The sequence below is a fragment of the Halomonas sp. KHS3 genome (assembly GCF_000830495.1).
GTDB classification, from domain to species: domain Bacteria; phylum Pseudomonadota; class Gammaproteobacteria; order Pseudomonadales; family Halomonadaceae; genus Vreelandella; species Vreelandella titanicae.
Window position 1 is genome coordinate 166,205 of sequence record NZ_JWHY01000004.1, and the last position, 20,106, is coordinate 186,310.

Below are 20,106 nucleotides of genomic sequence, written 5' to 3' on the forward strand. Positions count from 1 at the left end.
TAGATGAGGCCGGATGACAGTGTGGGCCGCTGTCAAAAGTCGGTTGTTGTTAAGCAGTGCTTTCAAAAATCAGGGTTTAAACATTTACAGGACAGATATGCACATTCGAGAGCTCTTCCTCAAACCGCTTAGCCGGTCAATCAACGGCGTGGTCAAAGCCGACCAGCGTGACCAGGAAACCATCTACCAAGAGCTGGATGAGTATGTCGTCACCAACGAGTTAGAAAAGCACTTTCGCGCTTTTTTTGAATCTTACACCACCCCTTTAGATGACCCCTCCATCGCCAATCGCGTGGGTGTTTGGGTGAGTGGCTTCTTTGGGTCGGGTAAATCGCACTTTTTGAAAACGCTTTCTTACCTACTCGCCAACACGGAAGCGTTTGATGCCAACGGCCAGTCTAAGAAGGCCGCTGATTTTTTTGATGAGCAAAAGCTGGTGGACAGCTCTATCCGGGCTGACATCGCCAAGGCTGTCCGTGAACCGGCCCATGTGGTGCTGTTCAACATCGATAGCAAGGCCAGCTCCAATGACGATGGCAACCCCATCCTGAACGTCTTCCTGCGCGTGTTTAACGAGTACCAAGGCTTTAGCTCTGATTACCCGCACATTGCTCATATGGAGCGCCACCTAGAAAAACGCGGTGTGTATGAGCGCTTTAAGCAGGCCTTTAACGAGGCCAGTGGCGTGGTGTGGGAAGACGAGCGAGACGGCTATCAGTTCTACCAGGACGATATCGAGCAAGCGATTGGGTCGGCGCTCGATCTCTCTCCTGAAGCGGCGCATAAATGGTTTGAGGAATCTGAAACCAGCTTCAGCGTCTCGGTAGAGAACTTCTGCCACTGGGTAAAAGAGTTTTTGGAGTCGCAATCAGCTACCCAGCGCATGGTGTTCATGGTCGATGAAGTGGGTCAGTTCATTGGCAGCGACACGCGTTTGATGCTGACTCTGCAAACGCTCACCGAAAACCTTGGCACGATTTGCGGTGGGCGTGCCTGGATCGTGGTCACTTCACAAGCGGATATGGACGCCGTGCTAGGCGAAATGACCGCCTCAAAAGCCAACGATTTTTCCAAAATCGCCGGACGCTTCAAAACCCGCTTATCGCTCTCAAGCTCCAACTCTGACGAAGTGATCCGCAAGCGCCTGCTGGTGAAAACCGACCCGGCATGTGCGGAGCTGGAAGGTGTGTTTGAGGCCAAAGGCTCCATTCTGCGTAACCAGCTGACCTTTGACCGCTCCGGCCCCACGCTGAAAAATATCGAAGGCGTCGAGAGCTTTATCGCCAACTACCCCTTTGTGCCGTACCACTTCCAGTTGGTGCAAAAAGTCTTTGAAGAGATCCGCAAGGTAGGAGCCACGGGTGCCCACCTGGCCTATGGCGAGCGCTCCATGCTCGATGCGTTTCACATGGCTGCCAAAGCCGTGCAAGAGAAGACGATTGGCGCGCTGGTACCGATGCACTGCTTCTACACGGCGATAGAAGGGTTCCTCGATACGGCGGTGAAGCGCACCATCGATCAGGCCAGCGAGAACCCCGTATTAGAAGCGTTTGATGTCGAAACCCTACGCACGCTGTTTATGATCCGCTATGTGGACTTGGTGAAGGGCACGGTCAATAACCTGGTAACGCTCTCACTGACTCAAATCGACGATGACCGCATAGCCATTCGTGAGCAGCTGGAAGCGACCCTGGCACGGCTGGAAAAAGAGAGCCTGATTACCCGTAACGGCGATGAATACCAGTTTCTCACCAATGAAGAGCGCGACATTACCCGCAAGATCAAACAAACCGAAGTTACCAGCAGCGACGAAAACAAAGAGCTCTCCAGCCTGATCTTCAAAGACCTGCTGCGCGATCGAACCAAATACCGCTACCCGGTCAACAAAACCGACTACAGCATTGGCCGCTACCTGGATGGCCACACCCTGGATGGCCGCTACCAGAGCCAGCTAAGGGTGGAGGTGGTCTCACCGCTGGACGTGGAGTACGTACAGCTAAGCGAAGCAGGCTGCATTCACAAAAGCGGCGATAACGGTGGGCAGGTGCTGATTAAGCTGCCCGACGATAAGCGCTTTACCGATGAACTGCGTACCCTGCTGAAAACCGATAAGTTTATTCGCCTGAACCTATCGGCCAACGACCACAGCGTAGAGCGCATTCTGGCCGACCGTGGCCGGGAAAACCAGGAGCGCAAAAAGCGCCTGCGGGTGCGTTTGGAAGAGATGCTGCTGGATGCGGACGTTTACGCGCTTGGCCAGAAGCTCGATCTCAGTCGAGGCCAGCTCAACACCCGTTTGGATGAAGCCTGTCGCTACCTGCTAGAAAATACCTACAACAAGCTGAGCCAGCTCACGGTACTTAGCCCCGAGCCGATGCGCGAGCTGCAGGCCGTATTAACCGCCGATGACCTGGGCACCCAGAACCTCAATCTAGACGGTGAAGAGGGCAACGCCCAAGCGGTGAAAGAGGTAGAGCAGTATATCTCGCTACATGGCGGCGAGCCGGTGCCCTTGAACCCGCTGATTGAGCGTTTTAGCAACCGACCTTTCGGCTGGCCGGAAGGCGAAACGCTGCTGATTCTGGGCCGCCTGCATGCCGCTGGGCGCTTAACCTTCCACACCGCTGGCCCCGCGCTCAGCGGTAAAGAAGCCTTTGAGCTACTCAACAACGCCCGCCGCCGCAGTGAAGTGCGCCTCCAGAAGAAGCGCCAAACCGAAGATGCGGTGCTCAACAAAGCCCGTAACCTCACCAAAGAGCTGTTTGGCCAGCTAGGCCCCACCAGTGAAAAAGAGCTGTTTACCTATTACGTAGACCGCTTATCTCACTGGCGACGTGAGCTTGAGGCGTACAAAAGCAAAACCGACGTGGGCAACTTCCCCGGTCGCAATGCCATTGAAAACTCCCTGCGGGAAGTGGAGCGCCTACTGCGCCTTGACGATAGCTTTGATTTCTTCAAAACCGTCGCTAGCCAGCAGGACACGCTGCTCGATGTTGAAGAGGACTACCGTGATCTCAACGATTTCTTTACCAAGCAGCTCACCACCTGGCAGCAGCTGGAGCAAGCGCTCAACCGGTTTGCGGTGAACCGCCTAGAGCTTGAGAAAAACACCCAGGCCCAGCAAGCGCTGGCCGAGTGTGAGCGTATTTACCGCGCCGAAGCGCCTTACGCCATGCTGAACCAGGTGGATGGCCTGGTACGCACGCTGGATGAGGTGAACAACCGCCTGGTAGAGGAAAAACGCCAGCACGCCATTGCCCGTATCGATACGCGCATCGCCAAAGTAAGCGCAGAAATAGCCAAAAGCGGCATTGGCACCGCCGAGCTTAGCAACCGCTTGCTGCACCCGCTACAGCAGCTCAAAGCCTCGGTCAATCAATCGGTCAGCGTCGCGCAGATCTACCAGCTGCAAACCGAAACTGCCGTTGAATTAGAAGAAGAAAGTTTGGATGCGCTTCACAACGCCCAGGCCGACGCTGCTAAGCGGCAGCCGCCCGCGCCTGCGGGAAACACCACAACACCGGCTCCCACATCAGAAAACCCCAAGCCAGCCCCACAAACGGCACCAGGTGATAAAAAGTACGACCCGCATACCGAAACAGCACCGGCGGCGGTGAATGCCCCCAAACCCGTGGCAAGAGTGCGTGTAAGCGACGTACTCAGCCGCGTGCATAGTGGCGTGTACCTGGAAAGCCAAGCGGAAGTCGATGCGTTTATGGACGAGCTGAGAAAAGAGCTGGAAGGGTCACTTTCAGCGGGCAAACGGGTACAGGTGCGTTAGTGTTCGAACGATTTTTGTTGACACGGGCAATGTGCCTGTTTACTGCCGTCCCGTGTCCTAGGACGCGGGACAGCGAAGCGGAAAGAAACATGAAAAGTCAACGAGACACCTATGACCACCGCGACCATTGAACAGCGCCTAAGCGAGCCAGAAGGCAAGCAGCTTGAGTTCAAGCGCGACCTATCATCGCCCAAGCCGCTAATGAAAACCCTGGTTGCCTTTGCCAATACGGCTGGTGGCCAGTTGATCATTGGCGTTGACGATGATGGCACCGTGCTAGGCGTGGATGATCCGCTGGATATGGAAGAGCGCCTTACCAGCATGATCGCGGATGCCATTCACCCCCGGCTACTGCCTAATATTGAACTGGTGAGCGTAGGCGAACATACCTTGGTGTGTATTGAGGTGTTTTTGAGTAGCGCACGCCCACACTTTTTCAAAGCGCTTGGCGAAGAAAACGGTGTGCTGGTGCGGCTCGGTTCCAGCAATCGGCAGGCGGGGTTGGCGCTCATCCAAGAAATGCAGCGCCAAGCGAGCGGCACTACGTTTGATGTTCAGCCCATGCCCGAGCTGAGCCGTGATGATCTTGATCATAACGCCATACAGCAAGCCTTTCGCAGCGAACAACCACTTGATGACAATAAGCTATGCACGTTACGGCTACTGGTGCCGTACCAAGGCCGCCTGGTACCCAGCGTGGGAGGCATTTTGCTGTTTGGCCGCGAGCGCCAGTGGCACTTTGAAGATGCCTGGATTCAGTGCGGGCGTTTTCGCGGCACCGACAAGGTCGAGATTTTTGATCAAGCCGACATTCACGCGTCGCTACCCCAAGCAGTTGATGACATCGAGCTGTTTCTCAAAAAACATGCCTTCAAGCAGGCAGAGTTTGGCGCCATGCGTCGCCGCGATGTGTGGAGTATCCCGCTGACCATCCTGCGTGAAGCGATTATTAACGCCTTGGTACACAGTGACTACTCACAACGCGGCAGCCCCATACGCATTGCGTTTTTTGACGACCGTATCGAGATTGAAAGCCCAGGGCTACTGATGCCCGGCATGACCATTGAAGACATGAAACGCGGCGTTTCCATGATCCGTAACCCAGTGATTGCCCGCGTATTTCGAGAGTTAGGGCTGATAGAGCAGTGGGGCAGCGGTGTAAAGCGTATTTTCGCGGAAGCTCACGCCCAAGGGCTACCAGAACCGCATATTGAAGAAATTGCCAATCGCGTGCGTTTGAGTATTCGGCTGGCCGCGCCGGTTTCGATCCAGCAGCCAGCCCCAGGGTCCCAGACTGAGTCAGTTCAGCCAGAGTCACGGCTAGAGTCACGGCTAGAGTCACGGCTAGAGTCAGCGCTGGCAGCCAGAGTGCTGCTGATACTGCGGCAGGAGCCGCTGGGGAAAGCAGCCATGGCGCGTGAACTGGGCCATAAGGGCGTTTCCGGTGAACTCAATAAACAAGTAGGCAATTTACGCCAGCAGCAGCTTATTGAAATGACGCTGCCCGAAAAGCCCAATAGCCGCCTTCAACAATACCGCTTAACGCCTAAAGGCCAGCGCTTTTTGCAAGACACTTTCAAGGATTTAACATGAACACCGCCAACATCAAAAAATACGCCCCCCAAGCCCGCGCCCGCTTTATCGACACCATGACGCGTCAAGCGGCCCGGATGGGCATTAGCCCGGATGGCAAAGGCGGTGTGGTGATTGCCCCCCTAGAGCAAAAGGGCGATGTGTTGGTGATGACTGCCCAGGATGGCCAAACCCATACCGTGCCCGCCCACCTGAAAGGCGCACGGGAAGCGCTGGCTGCGTGGGTGCAGAGCGATGGCTTTAGCCAAGCGATAGAGCAGGCCGCCTATAGCTGGTTCAACCGCCTGTGCGCCATTCGCTATATGGAAATTCACGGCTACCTAGACCACGGCCGCCGCGTGCTAAGTGGGGCAGGGGGCGAAGCCGGGCAGTTCCAGATTCTGGATGAGTGTTTAGAAGTAGACCTGCCAGGGTTGGATATCGCCCGCGTGCGCGAACTCAAGCTCGACGGCACCCAGGATGAAACCCTCTACCGCGAGCTGCTGCTGGCCCAATGCCACGCCCTGCATGAGGCCATGCCGTTTCTGTTCGAGCCGCTGGACGACGCCAGCGAGCTACTGCTGCCCAACAACCTGACCAAAACAGATTCGCTGATCCGCGAGCTGGTAGAAGCCATTCCCGAAGAGGATTGGCAGGACGTTGAGGTGATTGGCTGGCTCTACCAGTTCTACATCAGCGAGAAGAAGGACGAAGTAATCGGCAAGGTGGTGAAAAGCGAAGACATCCCCGCCGCCACCCAGCTGTTTACCCCCAACTGGATCGTTCAATACCTGGTGCAGAACTCGGTAGGCCGCCAGTGGCTGCAAACCTACCCCACATCAACGCTCAAGGCCGAGATGCCGTACTACATCGAGCCCGCCGAGCAGGAGCCCGAGGTACAGGCCCAGCTGGACGCCATCACCCCGGCCAGCCTCGACCCTGAAACCATCAAGGTACTCGACCCCGCCTGCGGCTCCGGCCACATTCTGGTGGAAGCCTACAACGTGTTGAAGGCGATCTACGAAGAGCGTGGCTACCGCACCCGCGATATCCCTAAGCTGATTCTGGAAAACAACCTGTTCGGCCTGGATATCGACGACCGCGCCGCCCAGCTGGCGGGCTTTGCCCTGTTGATGAAAGCCCGTGAAGACGATCGCCGCATTTTAACCCGCAACGTGCGCCTAAACGTGTTGGCCATGCAAAGCAGCCAATACCTGGATGCCAATACCCTATGGCGTGACCTGAACCTCACCGGTGACTGGCACCAGGGGCAGTCCCAGAGCCTGTTTGATAGTGAACAGCAAGACCTTTCCAGCAACGACGCCACTTACAAGCTGATGGCCGACTTGATTGAGCGCTTCCAAGATGCCAAAACCTTCGGCTCGCTGATTGAAGTGCCCAACGAATGGGAAGTGCCGCTGAAAGCACTGCTAGAGGAACTGAGCGAACTCACCAACAGCGGCGATATGATGCAAAAGGGCGCCGCCCAGCGGTTAGTACCGTTAGTGCAGCAAGCCTGGTTACTGGCGCAGCGCTATGACGCTGTGGTGGCGAATCCGCCGTATATGGGCAGTAAAGGCATGAATAAGGCGCTGAAGGACTACGCCAAAAACGCCTACCCAAACAGCAAGTCAGATCTCTTCGCGATCTTTATGGAGCGAGCTTTTTCACTGCTCAGACCCAACGGATACAACGCGCAGATCAACATGCAGTCGTGGATGTTTCTATCCAGCTACGAAAAGCTCCGGGAATGGCTACTTCACAATGCCACCATCATCACCATGGCGCACATGGGGAGCCGGGCATTCGATAGCATCAGCGGCGAAGTGGTCTCCACAACGGCTTTCGTGATCGAAAACGCAGCCTCTCCCAATTACTCGGGCGCATTCATTCGTTTGGTGGATGCCAAGTCTGAGGCGGAGAAGCGAAAGCTGTTGCTTGAGGCTATTGAGTGACGCTCATATATACCCCTATCCACACAGTGTGGTCATCACCGAATTTGTTATGAGGGCGAGGCATGGGCCAGCAAGTAAGAGAAAAGAGGACGAAGAATTTTTATCGAGCGTCTACCTCGGACTTCATTCCACTTCCCGGGAAAGTCATTGCATATTGGAATAGTCCTAATATGAGTAGGACTTTTAGTGAAAATAAGCCTATATCTGATTATTTTCCGGTTTGTCCTGGAATACGGACAGGACGAGATGAGCTTTTTCTTCGTCTGTGGTTTGAAGTGTCAAAGACCTGTATCCAGTTTGGTTTGAAAAACTCCGAAGAAGTTAACCCCTCAATAAAGTGGCTGCCACTTCATAAAGGGGGAAGCTTTCGAAAATGGTATGGTAATGCAGAGCACGTTATCGATTTTCTAAACGATGGCGAGAATATTAAAAATAGGAGCCCCGATTTTCGTCTCAGGGAAAAGAAATGGTATTTCAAATCATTTGTTTCTTGGTCGCGAGTAGGCGGTGGCGAACTATCTTTCCGATACTTTGATAAAGGTGTTCTATTCTCCGACGCGGGCCCCGGAATATTTGCAGAAGATTGTTGCTTAAACGTAATGTCGATCCTTAACTCCAAACTCGGAGAAAAGTTCCTTCAAGTAATTAACCCCACCTTTAATTTTCAGAAACAAGATGTTGAAGGCATACCCTATATTCGGGTGGAAAGCACAGAAATCATAAAAAAAATGGTTGATATAGCAAAGCTGGATTGGGATTCATACGAGACGTCGTGGGGGTTTCTTGTTAACCCGCTAGTTCATAAAAGTCAGTCATTTGACACAATTGAGGCGGCTTGGTTGACTCAATCAGAACACTGGCGATCAGTCTCATTGGATCTTAAAACCTTAGAGCAAGAGAACAACCAACTATGCATAAATGCATATGGCTTACAGTGTGAGCTTGAACCTGCAGTGATGCTTGAGGATATCACTCTCACTTCTAATGCACACTACCGTTACGGAGGTAAACGCAGCAAAGAAGAGCTTGAAGCTCTGATGCGGTGCGATACTTTACGGGAGCTTGTTTCCTACACAATTGGTTGCATGATGGGCCGTTACTCACTGGACAAGCCTGGTATAATCCTCGCCAGCCAAGGCGACAATCTTCAGGACTATCTCCATCAGATCCCTTCACCGAGTTTTGTCCCGGACGAAGATGCTATCTTGCCACTCACCGATCAGGAATGGTTCGCCGATGACGCCACCAACCGCTTCCGCGAGTTTGTCCGCGTGGTCTGGGGTGACGAGCATTTACAGGAAAACCTGAACTTCGTAGCAGAAGGCCTCTGTCTGCACGCCATCAAATACAAGCGTGGTGAATCTGACCTCGATACCATCCGCCGCTACCTGAGCACCCAGTTTTTCGAGGACCACCTGCGGACGTACAAAAAACGCCCCATCTACTGGCTGTTCAGTTCCGGTAAATACAAAGCCTTTGAATGTTTGGTCTACCTGCACCGTTACAACGAAGGCACACTGGCACGGATGCGCACGGAGTACGTCATCCCGCTCAGCGCCAAGCTCAACGCCTACGCTGAAAAGCTGGAACAAGACAAAGAAGCCAGCACCTCAGCCGCTGAAACCAAGCGCCTGGAAAAAGAAATCGCCACTCTGCACAAGCAGCAGGTTGAACTGGCCGAATTCGACGAAAAACTCCGCCACTACGCCGACCAGCGTATCTCGCTGGATCTGGATGACGGGGTGAAGGTGAACTACGGGAAGTTCGGGGATTTATTGGCGGAAGTGAAGGCTGTGACGGGCGAAAAGGCAGGCTAATCATACCTTTGCCTCAAATTAAGGAATTGCAAGGATGGCATTGAAGGCATATCGCGGCAGGCAGTTTGATCACACGCATGAAAACAAGGCGTTCGATCGACTGTACGATGCTCTCTGCATGCATTGTCTGTCTACCGATCAAGACTGGCACTTGTTAGCCAATTTTTACGTTGGTGGCCGGGAACTGGATGCGCTGCTCATAAAGCCCAACGCGCTGATCATTATTGATTTCAAGGCGTACAGTGGAACCCTGGCGTTTTCTGAAAGTGGACCATGGGTGATGACTGATGAGTCCGGCCATAGTGTGGAAGTTAAAGGCGGTGCCAGCGTTAACCCACTACGCCAGCTTACGATCAATAAACATGCCCTGATCGACTTTCTTAGTCGCAATATGACTGATCTCAATACCGCTTGTAACTGGCGGCATACTGCAGCATTGGTCGTTTTTGAGGGAGCGGTAGAGTTTGATGCAGGCCACCTGCCCGGTGGCATCAAGCCTTGGTTTCATATCACTGATGAACGTCAGCTTGTTAGGGATCTGGACGCCATAGTGAGCAAGGAGATTTCGCTACCCCCGACAGGTATCGAGCGAATGATCAAGCAGCTGGGTATTGAGCACTATGAACCAGCTGGCGTACCCGACGTGAGACTACTGGGTGAAAGGCTGGAAGATACGAGCATAAACGTTGCCTTCACACATCATCAAAGCGTGCTCCTACAGCAGTTACGTCACTGGTTACAGAATGCGACCGGCTTATTCCGTTTAGCTGGTATGGCTTCAACGGGGAAGCGCTTTCTATTTCCCCACGTAGTAGAGGAAATTGGCGCTGCTGGATACGAAGTGCTGCTTCTTAATCCGAGTGCGCGGTTATCCGGCACTTATCATCATTCGCAGGCACAGCCCACATCAATATACACTTGGTTATATAGCCGTGAACCAGACAATTTTGAGGTCATAAATGACCGCAAAATCGGTGTTCACAAAATAAAACAAGGCTTGTTGTCGCCACGACAGATTCCTGTTCTTGTTGATGCACACCTGCTGAGTGACGAAGAATTCAACACAACCGACAGGCGCTATGGTTCTGGTCACTTGATTCAGGATTTTCTGTCAGTAATAGAGTCGTATAAAGCCCCATTTGTGGTTATCGGCGACCCATACCAGACTCCGCGTGGCTCGCAGCAGCGTAGCCTGATGACCGATAGCTTGTTGGAACATCGGCAGCTGTCTGTAGTGGGGGAGCTATTGTCCGAGCAGGTTGTGCCTGATCCGCAAGATGCGTTAAGTCAGTTTCAATCCCACCTAGTCAGCCGGGTGATCAACACTCGGTTCAACTCTTTGCCCCGTGTTGTCGGAAAACGATTGCAGATACAGCATGAGGGAAACAAGACTAACTGGGAGCCAGATGTCAGTAATGTGTGCGCGGAATCTACTCTGCTTTGTGCTACTCATGAACAAAACCGCAAAATCAACGCTGCTGTTAAAACCAGAATTCTGGGCCACACAAGTCCATTACGACTGGGTATCAGGGATAGGGTCGATTTCTACAACCGTACACCGATCATTACTGCTGATTCTGAAACTTGGGCGAGCTCTGAACTGCGCTGGATAAGTGCTGGCGAAATAGCGCTTATTGACGGTGTCGACGAGGGTATTGAAACACATAGTGTGGAGTTACGCGGAAGAAGCAAGCCTACCTACCTGCACTTCCAGCTTGCTCACTGTCGTTTACCCGGTGTCGGTGAGGTAACGTTCCGTTATCTTATAGATTTCTACGAAGCAGAGCGTCCTGAGCTGACCACAGACCAAGTGCTTGCATTACAGGTATTGGCCCGTCAGCTTGCCAAACCATCGCTAGCTGAACAGAAGGCAAGGCTGCCAGATAAGAAGGATCAGGCCTACGCGGAAGCCCGTGCAAGCTATGACCGTTACGAATACAAGATTCTACAAGCCCAGGGTTATGCTACTGCTGCTCTGATTCGTCCTGCGCATGTAATGACGCTACATAGAGCTCAGGGGCGACATTGGCGCTGCGTGTGGGTGAACGCATCCCGCAGCTCTTCGGGTGGGAAACCTGACAATGCCGACTATTTTCGTTGGCTATACACTGCCTCTACGATCGCTGAAGAACAGCTGGTCGTTCGACAGATGCCTGCCCTCACACCCTTGATTTACGCCACAGTTAGCCGAGCCCATGATCTCCGAGTAGGGCCGTTTGCCGTCAATGCAGGACTATTCTACGACTCTGATCGGCAGCCGAAAGAGCAAGAAGCGTCTATAGTTCCACCCCCAGGGTTTAGCGATCCCGAGTTATTGCCACTGCTGCTGGCTTTGCGCGAGCGTCTTGAGAAATCAGCATGGGGCATTGGAGAGTGGAACGAGTATCCATTTCAGGTGGTAGTAAAATTCATTGAGCGAGATCAGCAAACTGATGTCGCCGTACGCCTTCACTACAACAAGAAGAAAATCATCACCACAAAGGTCTTCATCAGTGGTAATCCAGAAGATCAAGCAATCATTGATAAGCTAATTGTTGAGCCATTTAAAGCCCAAAGTCCTGCTCTGCAAGACGCCTTTGATGCAGTTTTAGAAAAACTGACGCCTCATGGTTTCAGCCTTGCTCATGCCAGCGAAAGTGCTTATCTCCTTCAACTGGTATTTGTAGGAGGCGAAGACGCTGTAGATGTACATATCAATGCAGATAAACGCGGTATGGTTAGTTCCATCCGAATTTGCCGAGCAACTTCAGAAAAAGCGATCACTCGCTTTACTAATGCTATGGAGGCCCTAGCATGAGTATCATTGACGATATCAGGGAGCTCAAATCAAACAATAATTTAGAGGGAGCCTGGCAGGCCGGCTATCAGGTGTTACAGCAAGATAAGCACAATGAATTCTTGAAAAGCTCGCTATTCTGGGTGATCTATGCAGCACTGAAATTGATAGCGGAACCTATCAAATCACGTAAAGATAATACTCCGCGACCATCTGAACAACAGGCGATCGATCTGTGGGCTTCACGCATATTTGATTTGGAGCTGACCCTGCCGAGCGATAACTTTGATTTCAGGTTATGGAACCTTTTTAACAAGATCGGAAAATTTTGTGAACCTATTTGCTCCTTTATATTGATGTCTGGGAGCAAGCTATTTCATGCTGACGACCATAAGCCCTTTGTTACTGACAAAGGCGAATCACCCAGCACCGTTCAGAAGCTGGCCAGAATGGTTGCTGCATGCTACCTGCTTAAAGGCGAAGGAAGCACATTGTCAGCGCCTCGGATCGTAGCGTTTCTCAAATATGCTGAAGAAGTAGCGGAAGATTCACCTGCAGGAAAGGTCTGGTTGGCATACGACAAGGCCAAAATCTATTTGCAGGCTGATGAACTGCAAAAGGCGAGAGACGCATATCTGACAGTTCTTCAACGTAAGCGCAATGAGTCATGGGCCTGGTTTGGCCTAGCGAAGACTTATGAAGATGAGCCTTACGTTGCAATCAAGCTTCTGGCAAATGGATTATCTTCTGCCCATGACCCAAAGTTCAGCACCCAAGGCCTGTTTCAGATCGCCGAACGATTCCATGAGATCGGAGAGAACGAGAACGCATCTAAGGCACTGAGTAAGCTGTTGGAGATATACAGCCAGAATGGATGGACGCCCCGGGATAATATCTTGGCGTTGACCTCATCCCCCTGGTTCGATGCCTCAGTTGATTACAGTGACTTAGATGCAATCACTCGGAGCTTATCGGCAGGTGCGGAGCAATACACCATTGCCAAGCCACAGCGTTATGCCGGCATTCTGCAAAATGTCCATGCCTCTTTAAAAGGCGCTAATATTTACGTATCCCGTGATCTAACACTTTCTGCGAGAAAAGGCGTTTTTCCCAAGCGTAATTTTCCTGAGCCAGGCACTCCCCTTGAGGTGCTCTGCGATTTATCCTCAGATAAACCCGAGGTAGTGTCAGTGAAGGTTAGCGACCATTTTGAATCCCCTGATATTCGTTTATTTGACGGCACACTAAGCGTTACCGATAGAGGGTTTGGCTTTGTAAATGGCGATATATTTGTTTATGCATCGCTGGCATCTACACAACCAGATAACTGCCAAACGAAGGGCGTTGCAGTAGCCGCTTTTGATAAAGCGAAAAATAAGTATGGCTGGAGAGCTATCAGTCTCCACTCTAAAGATGGCTAGCGTCACGAGCCGGAAAAATCACACGCATCTAAGATCAAATCGTTTTTGAAAGCTTTATTCGCGCTAGGTGACATGAATAAAGCTATCCGGTAACAATACAAGCGCAACAAGGATCAGGCATGGCCAAATATGAAGTAAAACAGACCGCAGTAAGCCAAGTGCTGGCGGATGTGCGCAGCGACAAGATTGCCATCCCGGAGCTGCAACGGCCATTTGTGTGGAAAACATCCCAGGTGCGTGACCTGATGGATTCTTTATACAACGGCTATCCGGTGGGCTACCTGATCACTTGGCAGTCAGTAGGCGCCAAGCTGAAAGGCGGAGACGTGGCGGCTCATCAACAGATTTTGATTGACGGCCAGCAGCGGGTAACAGCACTGCGTGCAGCGGTGGCTGGGCAGCCGGTGGTGGGCAAGCGCTACCAGAAAAAGCGCATTGCCATCGCGTTCAACCCGTTGACCGAGGAGTTTGCTACACGCACCCCGGCAATCAGTAATAGCAGCCAGTGGATTCACGATATTAGCGAGTTTTTCTCGGGCACTAGCCAGCTGACCTTTCTACGCCACTATTTTGACAAGAACCCCGGTGTCGATGAGGGGCAGGTCGAGGCTGCGGTAGCGAAGCTCGCAGGTATTGAACACGCCCAGGTCGGTGTGATATCTCTGAACGATGATTTGGATGTGGAAACGGTCGCTGAGATATTTGTGCGTATCAACGCCAAGGGCGTTCCACTTTCCAGCGCCGACTTCGTCATGAGCAAGATCGCCACCTATGGCGATGAAGGGCGTAACCTGCGCAAGCTGATCGATTATTTTTGCCATCTCACTGTGTCCGGTCACGCCTTCGACGACATCCGCGCTAACGATGAAGAATTTGCCGCCTCGCCACACTTGGACAAGATCCAGTGGCTCAAAAGCCAGTCAGATGAGTTGTTTCAACCAGAATACACCGATGTGATCCGCATTGCGGGGCTGGTGGGCTTCAGCCGTGGCAAGGCCGGAGCGATTGTCAGCGAGCTTTCCGGTCTCGATCCAGAAACCCGCAAGATTGATGAAAGCCGCATCCCCGCTGCTTATGCGCGGTTTTCGGACGCGCTGGATCAATTGGTGCGCAAAACTCACCTTGAACGCTTTGTGATGATGATCAAGTCGGCGGGCTTTATCGACGCTAGCATGATTGGCTCGAAGAACGCGCTGAACTTCGCCTATGCGCTGTATTTGCGGCTGCGCAACGACGACCAGATGAGCGAGGGCGAGCGGGCGCGTATCGTCAAACGTTGGTTCGTGATGACACTACTCACCGGCCGTGCAGTGGGTAGTTTTGAATCAACCTGGGAAACCGACCTGCGTCGGATTAGCGAACACGGCGCTGATAGCTACCTGCGCATTCTGGAAGAATCAGAGCTTGGCGATGGCTTCTGGAAAGTGGCCTTGTTGCAGGAACTGGTATCACCTAGCAAGCGTAGTCCAGCGTTCCAAATTTACTTAGCAGCGCTAGTTAGCAAGGGTGTCCGTGGGTTTTTGTCGAAGTCGATAAATGTTGCTCAGATGATCGAAGGGCATGGTGATATGCATCATATTGTTCCTAAAAATTATTTGATTAAGAATGGCTTCCCAAAACAGGGTGACTACAACCAAGTAGCCAACTTTGCGCTGACGGAAACACCCATCAATATCGCTATTAAAGACTATCCCCCGCAAACCTATATGGCCAAGGTAAAGTCACAATGTGACACCGGTGAGCTAACGTTAGGTGAAATCACTCATCTGGTAGACCTTCAAGCTAACCTGAGAGAGAACGCTATTCCGGACTTTCTGGACACCGTCACTTCTGACAACTACCGAGATTTTCTCGCGGCGCGTCGCAAACTGATGGCCGAAATGATCCGCGAGTATTACCAGGCTTTATGAGGTATGGGCTGAACGTCAAGGGCAGAACTGGTGCCAGTAGCCGTAGTTTTTTTACGGATGCATCAGAGCTTGCTATGATGATCAGATTACTATCTTGAGGGGGCACCATGCTGCATAAATTTGCTGTGAAAAATTTCCGAAACTTTGCGGATTGGCTTACGTTTGACATGACCAGCCAGCAGTATGCGTTTAACGACAATGCAGTGAAGGATGGTATTGTCGAGCATGGCATGATTTATGGGCCTAATGGAGGTGGTAAATCCAATCTTGGCTTGGCCATGGTTGATCCGGTGCTTCACTTGATCGACTCTTCCCACAACCACCAAAATCTCAACCTTGAAAATAACTACTTAAATGGTGGAATAGGCGTTGAGCTAGCTGAATTTGTTTTTGAGTTTCGTTTTGAAGGAGTTAATGTTGAGTATCGTTATGGTAAAAAGTCACTAAGAGAGTTGGTTTATGAAAATTTACTCATTGACGGCGAAGAAGTTATTGCCATTGATCGGCGTGTATCAAAGCACGCTAGCATCTGCCTTCAACGAGCAAGCAATCTAAAAAAGGACGTTGGCGACTCTCAGATATCTTTATTAAAGTATGTTCATAGCAATACGCTTTCTGAAGAATCCGCCACGGATAAGGCGTTTGATGCGTTGTTTGATTTTATTGAGGGGATGGTATTTTTCCGGTCACTTAGTTCGGCGCGCACGGGTGAATATATTGGTAAGAAGCTAAGCGAGGCGCGGCTTTCGGAAAGGATTATTAGCTCAGGCTCTCTTGAGGACTTTGAACATTTTTTGAATGATTCTGGCATTGAATGTTCACTTGATGTTGATGTTAAGGATGATGGCGATAAAAGCATATATTTTAATTTTGGAGGAAGAAAGCTAGAGTTTGCCTCCGTGGCTTCTACAGGCACCTTAGCTCTGGGTATTTTTTATTTCTGGTGGTTGCGCTTTCAAAGTCAAGAAGTCACCTTTGCCTATATGGATGAGTTTGATGCCTTCTATCATCACGCATTGGCATCCGTTATTGTCGGAAAAGTTGCTGATTCGGATTGTCAAACTATTATGACCACTCATAATACAGGTGTCATGAGTAACGACCTGCTCAGGCCAGATTGCTATTTCGTATTGGATAAAGATATTAAGCCCATTACCGCACTTACGAATAAAGAGCTACGAAAGGCACATAATCTAGAAAAAATTTACAAAGGCATGTCTAGCTAATGGAACGGACGTTGTTTGTGTTTGAAGGAGAAAAGGTTGAGCCGAATTATTTTAATAGCCTTGCAAAAGTTTTCTTCAGTGGTGAAGAAAGTAATATTTTGGTCTGCTTTCAGAATGATATTTACGAGCTTTACAAGGCGATAGTAAAAGATGAGGATTTAGATCCTTTTGAGATTATTAAAGAGTTAAACTCTGTTGCAAAAAAACAAGAGAGTTTAGCTGGCTTAAGGCGTGATCAGATATCTCAAATCTACCTTTTCTTTGATATGGAGCCCTGTGACAATCTTTATAGCGATGAGAAGCTATGTAAGATGCTTGAGTTATTTGATAACGAAACAGAGAACGGCAAGCTTTTTATCAGTTACCCTATGGTTGAAGCGTTGAGAGATATAGATAAACATGAAGATTATCTAGCTCTTACAGTTGATGTTTCGCGCTGTAAAGGGAAGATTTATAAAGGACTGTCGTCTCAGCGCGGAAATCCAAAGTATCGAGATGCAAAGAAAATAGATAAGCTTCTCTGGCAAGGTTTGGTAGACGTTAATATGAGGAAAGCCAATGGTATAGTTAGCGGTAAATACGGTATTACCACCCGAGTCAGTCAACCTTCTATTGCTAGTACTCAGATAAATAATTACTTGCCAAATGGGGAAGTGGCTGTGTTGAGTGCCTTCCCAATCTTCTTGGCGGATTATTTTGGTCAAAAGGTTTACGAGCTTTAAAATCTGCGACTTTTTGTCGCTTTAGCGAAGAACTGATCCGTACAAGATCGCCGCCTGCTGCAAGCTGATGGCGTAGAGGATACGCGAGTATTATCAGGCTTTGTGAAGGAGAGAAAATGATGAAGCCGGGATTTAGCGGGAGAGTCCGGCTGTATTAGACAGGGCATGTTAGTATTTCCTTCATTTTATATTGTGCTTGCCGGTTCAGGCGAGCCGTCATGTTTGATCATGAACCGGCAAGGAGGCTAGATGCAGCTCGACCAACTCCAGCAGGGCTTACAACACGCCTTCTTCACCGACCGCCACCGGATTGTGTTCTGGTACGACGCCCCTGGCCACTTTGCGGATTCGCTTAGCGAGCTTGGGCTGGAAGGCGTTCAGGTGATCAATATGGCGGGGGAGTCTACCCTTGGCGTGAAGCTACGCCTGGAGCTGGAGGAGCCGGAAATGCCCACGTTGCTCTACTTTCCCTACGCCGAGCCAGCCCCAGAAGATGACTGGCTGTTGGATATCAAGCTGTACTCTGGCCGCTTCTACGCCGACCGCGTTTCGATGATTTTCAACGAGCTGGGCCTAACACGCCATGTGCTGCGCGAGCACTTGGCGCAGCGGCAGGCGTTTTTAGCCAGCCGCAAACGTATTGAGGCCCTGAAGCGTTTGGTTACGCCTTCCCTCAGTGAAGATGAGCTGGATCTGGCGATGCTGGCCGTGGTGGTCGGGGCAACGTCCCTCGATGTTGCCACGCTGCTGTTTCATCTGGCTGAAGAAGCGGTGGCCAATGAGCTGGGGTTAGAGACGAACCCAGCGGCGTTGATTGAAGCGGAAAAGTACGCCTTGGTGCCTGCGCTGGTGCACGCCCTGCAAGCCGAAGTGGGTTACCCCGCCAGTCAAGCAGAGCTTAGCGGCGAAGCGCCGCTTAACTTCGGCCAGCTAATGCTGCGGTTATTGATTACCGGCTACTGCGAGAGCATTTCTGATATTCCTGACTGGGCGCGTCAGGTGGCCATTCCCTCTGTTAATGCGCGTGCATCTTCGCGGGCGCTGCTCACTCGCTGGCGGGATAGCTCGCGCTTTTACCCCGCGTTCGATGTGATCTCCGGTTGGGTGGCGGATGCCCAGCGCATTGATGACAAGCTGCAGGGTGTGCCGCTAGAGCAGCTAAGCCATGTGGCGACGTTTGAGGTCGTGGAGAAGCAGATCATTGTCGATCTCTGCCAGGCGATTCCCTCGGCGGATGCCCGCGACCTGAAGCTGTTCGACAGCATCATTGTGGCGCGCCTGGACGGCTACTGGGCATCTCGGCATAAAAACGATGCCCGCCGCGAGCGCTATCGTCAGCTGTACGCCGCACTGACGGCGGCGATTGCGCTGTTTAGCCTGCGTCATCAGCATGCCAAAGGCTTTCATTACGAGAGCGTTGAAGCGCTTTATCACGCGTACCAAACAGACCTCTACCGTTTTGATACCGCCTATCGCCATTATGCCGTGGCGTCTGATGCCACTGGCGTTGAGCTGCTAAAAAACCTGGATGCCGCCGTTGAGCGCTGTTATGACGAGTGGTTCCTGGGCCAGCTCACCCGTAACTGGAGCGAGCGGGTAGAAGCCGAGCAGCGGCTCACCCACTGGAAGCTACCCAATATCCCCAGCCAGCAGCATTTCTACCGTGACTGGGTGCAGCCCCAGCTAGCCGCTAGCCGCCAAAAGCGTGTGGTGGTGGTGATTAGTGATGCTTTCCGCTATGAGGCGGCGGAAGAGCTGCGTGAGCGCATTAATGCTAAGCGCTACAGTGAAGCGACGTTAAAAAGCCAGTTAGGTGTGGTGCCTAGCTACACCACGCTGGGGATGGCCTCGCTGTTACCGCACCGAGAGCTCAGCTATCAGCCGGGCAGCGATACGGTGCTGGTGAATGGCCAATCCACCCAAGGCACGGCGAACCGCAGCAAGTTACTTAAAGCCGCGCTAGGCGGGGAGGCGTTAGCCGTCACCGCCGATGAGGTAAAGGGTTGGAGCCGTGAAGAGGGGCGCGAAAAGATCAAAGGCGTGCAGTTGATGTACGTGTACCACAACGTGGTAGATGCCCGTGGGGATGCCGCTAACACCGAAAGCGAGACGTTCGCAGCGGTGGAGGATGCCATTGATGAACTGGATCAGCTGACCCGTAAAATTCTCATGCACTTGAACACCAGCACCGTGTTGGTCACCGCCGACCATGGTTTCCTGTTCCAGCGCAGCGCGTTGGATGCTACCGACCGCACGGCGCTGTCAGAAAAGCCAACGTCGGCCTTCAAAAGCAAAAAGCGCTATGTGCTGGGCGAGTCGCTGCCCGACAACCCCAGCGTGTGGCACGGCCATACCCGCGATACGGCAGGCACCGCCTGCGACACCCAGTTCTGGATACCCAAAGGCGCACACCGTTTTCACTTTGTCGGCGGGGCGCGCTTTGTACACGGGGGCATTATGCCCCAGGAAATTGTGGTGCCCGTGCTCACCGTTCAGCAGCTACGGGGCGAGAAGGTAGAAAAGCGCACTAGCCGCAAGGTGGAAGTGATCTCACCCAAGGCATCGCTGAAGATGGTCAATAACATTCAGCGCTTCGACCTGCTGCAAACCGAAGCGGTGAGCGAGCGCCTCCGCCCGGTCACGCTGTCGGTGTCGATTTACGCGGGCAGCGAGGTGGTCTCCAGTGAAGAGATCGTGACCTTCGATAGCGCAAGCGACAATATGAACGAGCGCATGAAGTCGGTGCGCCTCTCGCTATCAGGCACGTCATTCGACCGCAAGAATGACTACTTCCTAGTGCTGCGCGATAAAGACCTGGGCACCGAGCGGGAGCGCTACCGGGTGGTGATTGATCTCGCGTTTACGGATGATTTTTTCTAGGCCCGTCATCAGCTGGGAAGCTTTTATGTTTGTGCATTGTGCTTTT

10 protein-coding genes are annotated in these 20,106 nt (G+C 51.9%); all 10 read left to right on the top strand.

Annotation, left to right across the window (positions count from 1 at the left end):
• Positions 1-97: 97 nt before the first annotated feature.
• Positions 98-3,781 carry a BREX system P-loop protein BrxC gene (brxC, locus tag RO22_RS11650; RefSeq protein ID WP_041158482.1) on the top strand — a complete coding sequence of 1,228 codons (3,684 nt, stop codon included), beginning with the start codon at positions 98-100 and terminating at the stop codon, positions 3,779-3,781.
• A 111-nt stretch (positions 3,782-3,892) separates the two neighbouring features.
• The gene (locus RO22_RS11655) at positions 3,893-5,374 is read left to right on the top strand and encodes a helix-turn-helix domain-containing protein (RefSeq protein WP_041158391.1); all 1,482 of its coding nucleotides are present in this window, start codon (positions 3,893-3,895) and stop codon (positions 5,372-5,374) included.
• Positions 5,371-7,308, top strand: coding sequence for a BREX-1 system adenine-specific DNA-methyltransferase PglX (gene pglX / locus RO22_RS25185; protein ID WP_052475610.1), 1,938 nt, complete (start codon positions 5,371-5,373; stop codon positions 7,306-7,308). The genes RO22_RS11655 and pglX (RO22_RS25185) overlap by 4 nt, the downstream gene beginning before the upstream one ends.
• Before the next feature lie 62 nt (positions 7,309-7,370).
• The gene (gene pglX / locus RO22_RS25190; RefSeq protein ID WP_141224404.1) at positions 7,371-9,125 is read left to right on the top strand and encodes a BREX-1 system adenine-specific DNA-methyltransferase PglX; all 1,755 of its coding nucleotides are present in this window, start codon (positions 7,371-7,373) and stop codon (positions 9,123-9,125) included.
• Positions 9,126-9,159: 34 nt separating this feature from the next.
• Positions 9,160-11,922: an NERD domain-containing protein gene (locus RO22_RS11670; RefSeq protein WP_235270496.1), complete on the top strand. Its 2,763-nt coding sequence runs from the start codon at positions 9,160-9,162 to the stop codon at positions 11,920-11,922.
• On the top strand, positions 11,919-13,322 hold the full coding sequence (locus RO22_RS11675) for a tetratricopeptide repeat protein (RefSeq protein ID WP_041158392.1): 1,404 nt from the start codon (positions 11,919-11,921) through the stop codon (positions 13,320-13,322). The genes RO22_RS11670 and RO22_RS11675 overlap by 4 nt, the downstream gene beginning before the upstream one ends.
• A 119-nt stretch (positions 13,323-13,441) precedes the next feature.
• Positions 13,442-15,232, top strand: coding sequence for a DUF262 domain-containing protein (locus RO22_RS11680; RefSeq protein ID WP_041158393.1), 1,791 nt, complete (start codon positions 13,442-13,444; stop codon positions 15,230-15,232).
• A 107-nt stretch (positions 15,233-15,339) separates the two neighbouring features.
• Positions 15,340-16,458, top strand: coding sequence for an AAA family ATPase (locus RO22_RS11685; RefSeq protein WP_041158394.1), 1,119 nt, complete (start codon positions 15,340-15,342; stop codon positions 16,456-16,458).
• Positions 16,458-17,180 (top strand): hypothetical protein, encoded by a 723-nt coding sequence (locus tag RO22_RS23865; protein WP_052475611.1) that lies wholly within the window; start codon positions 16,458-16,460, stop codon positions 17,178-17,180. Before RO22_RS11685 ends, RO22_RS23865 begins: the two co-directional genes overlap by 1 nt.
• A gap of 249 nt (positions 17,181-17,429) precedes the next feature.
• Positions 17,430-20,060, top strand: a complete 2,631-nt coding sequence (gene pglZ, locus RO22_RS11695; protein WP_041158395.1) for a BREX-1 system phosphatase PglZ type A — start codon at positions 17,430-17,432, stop codon at positions 20,058-20,060.
• Positions 20,061-20,106: the final 46 nt, after the last annotated feature.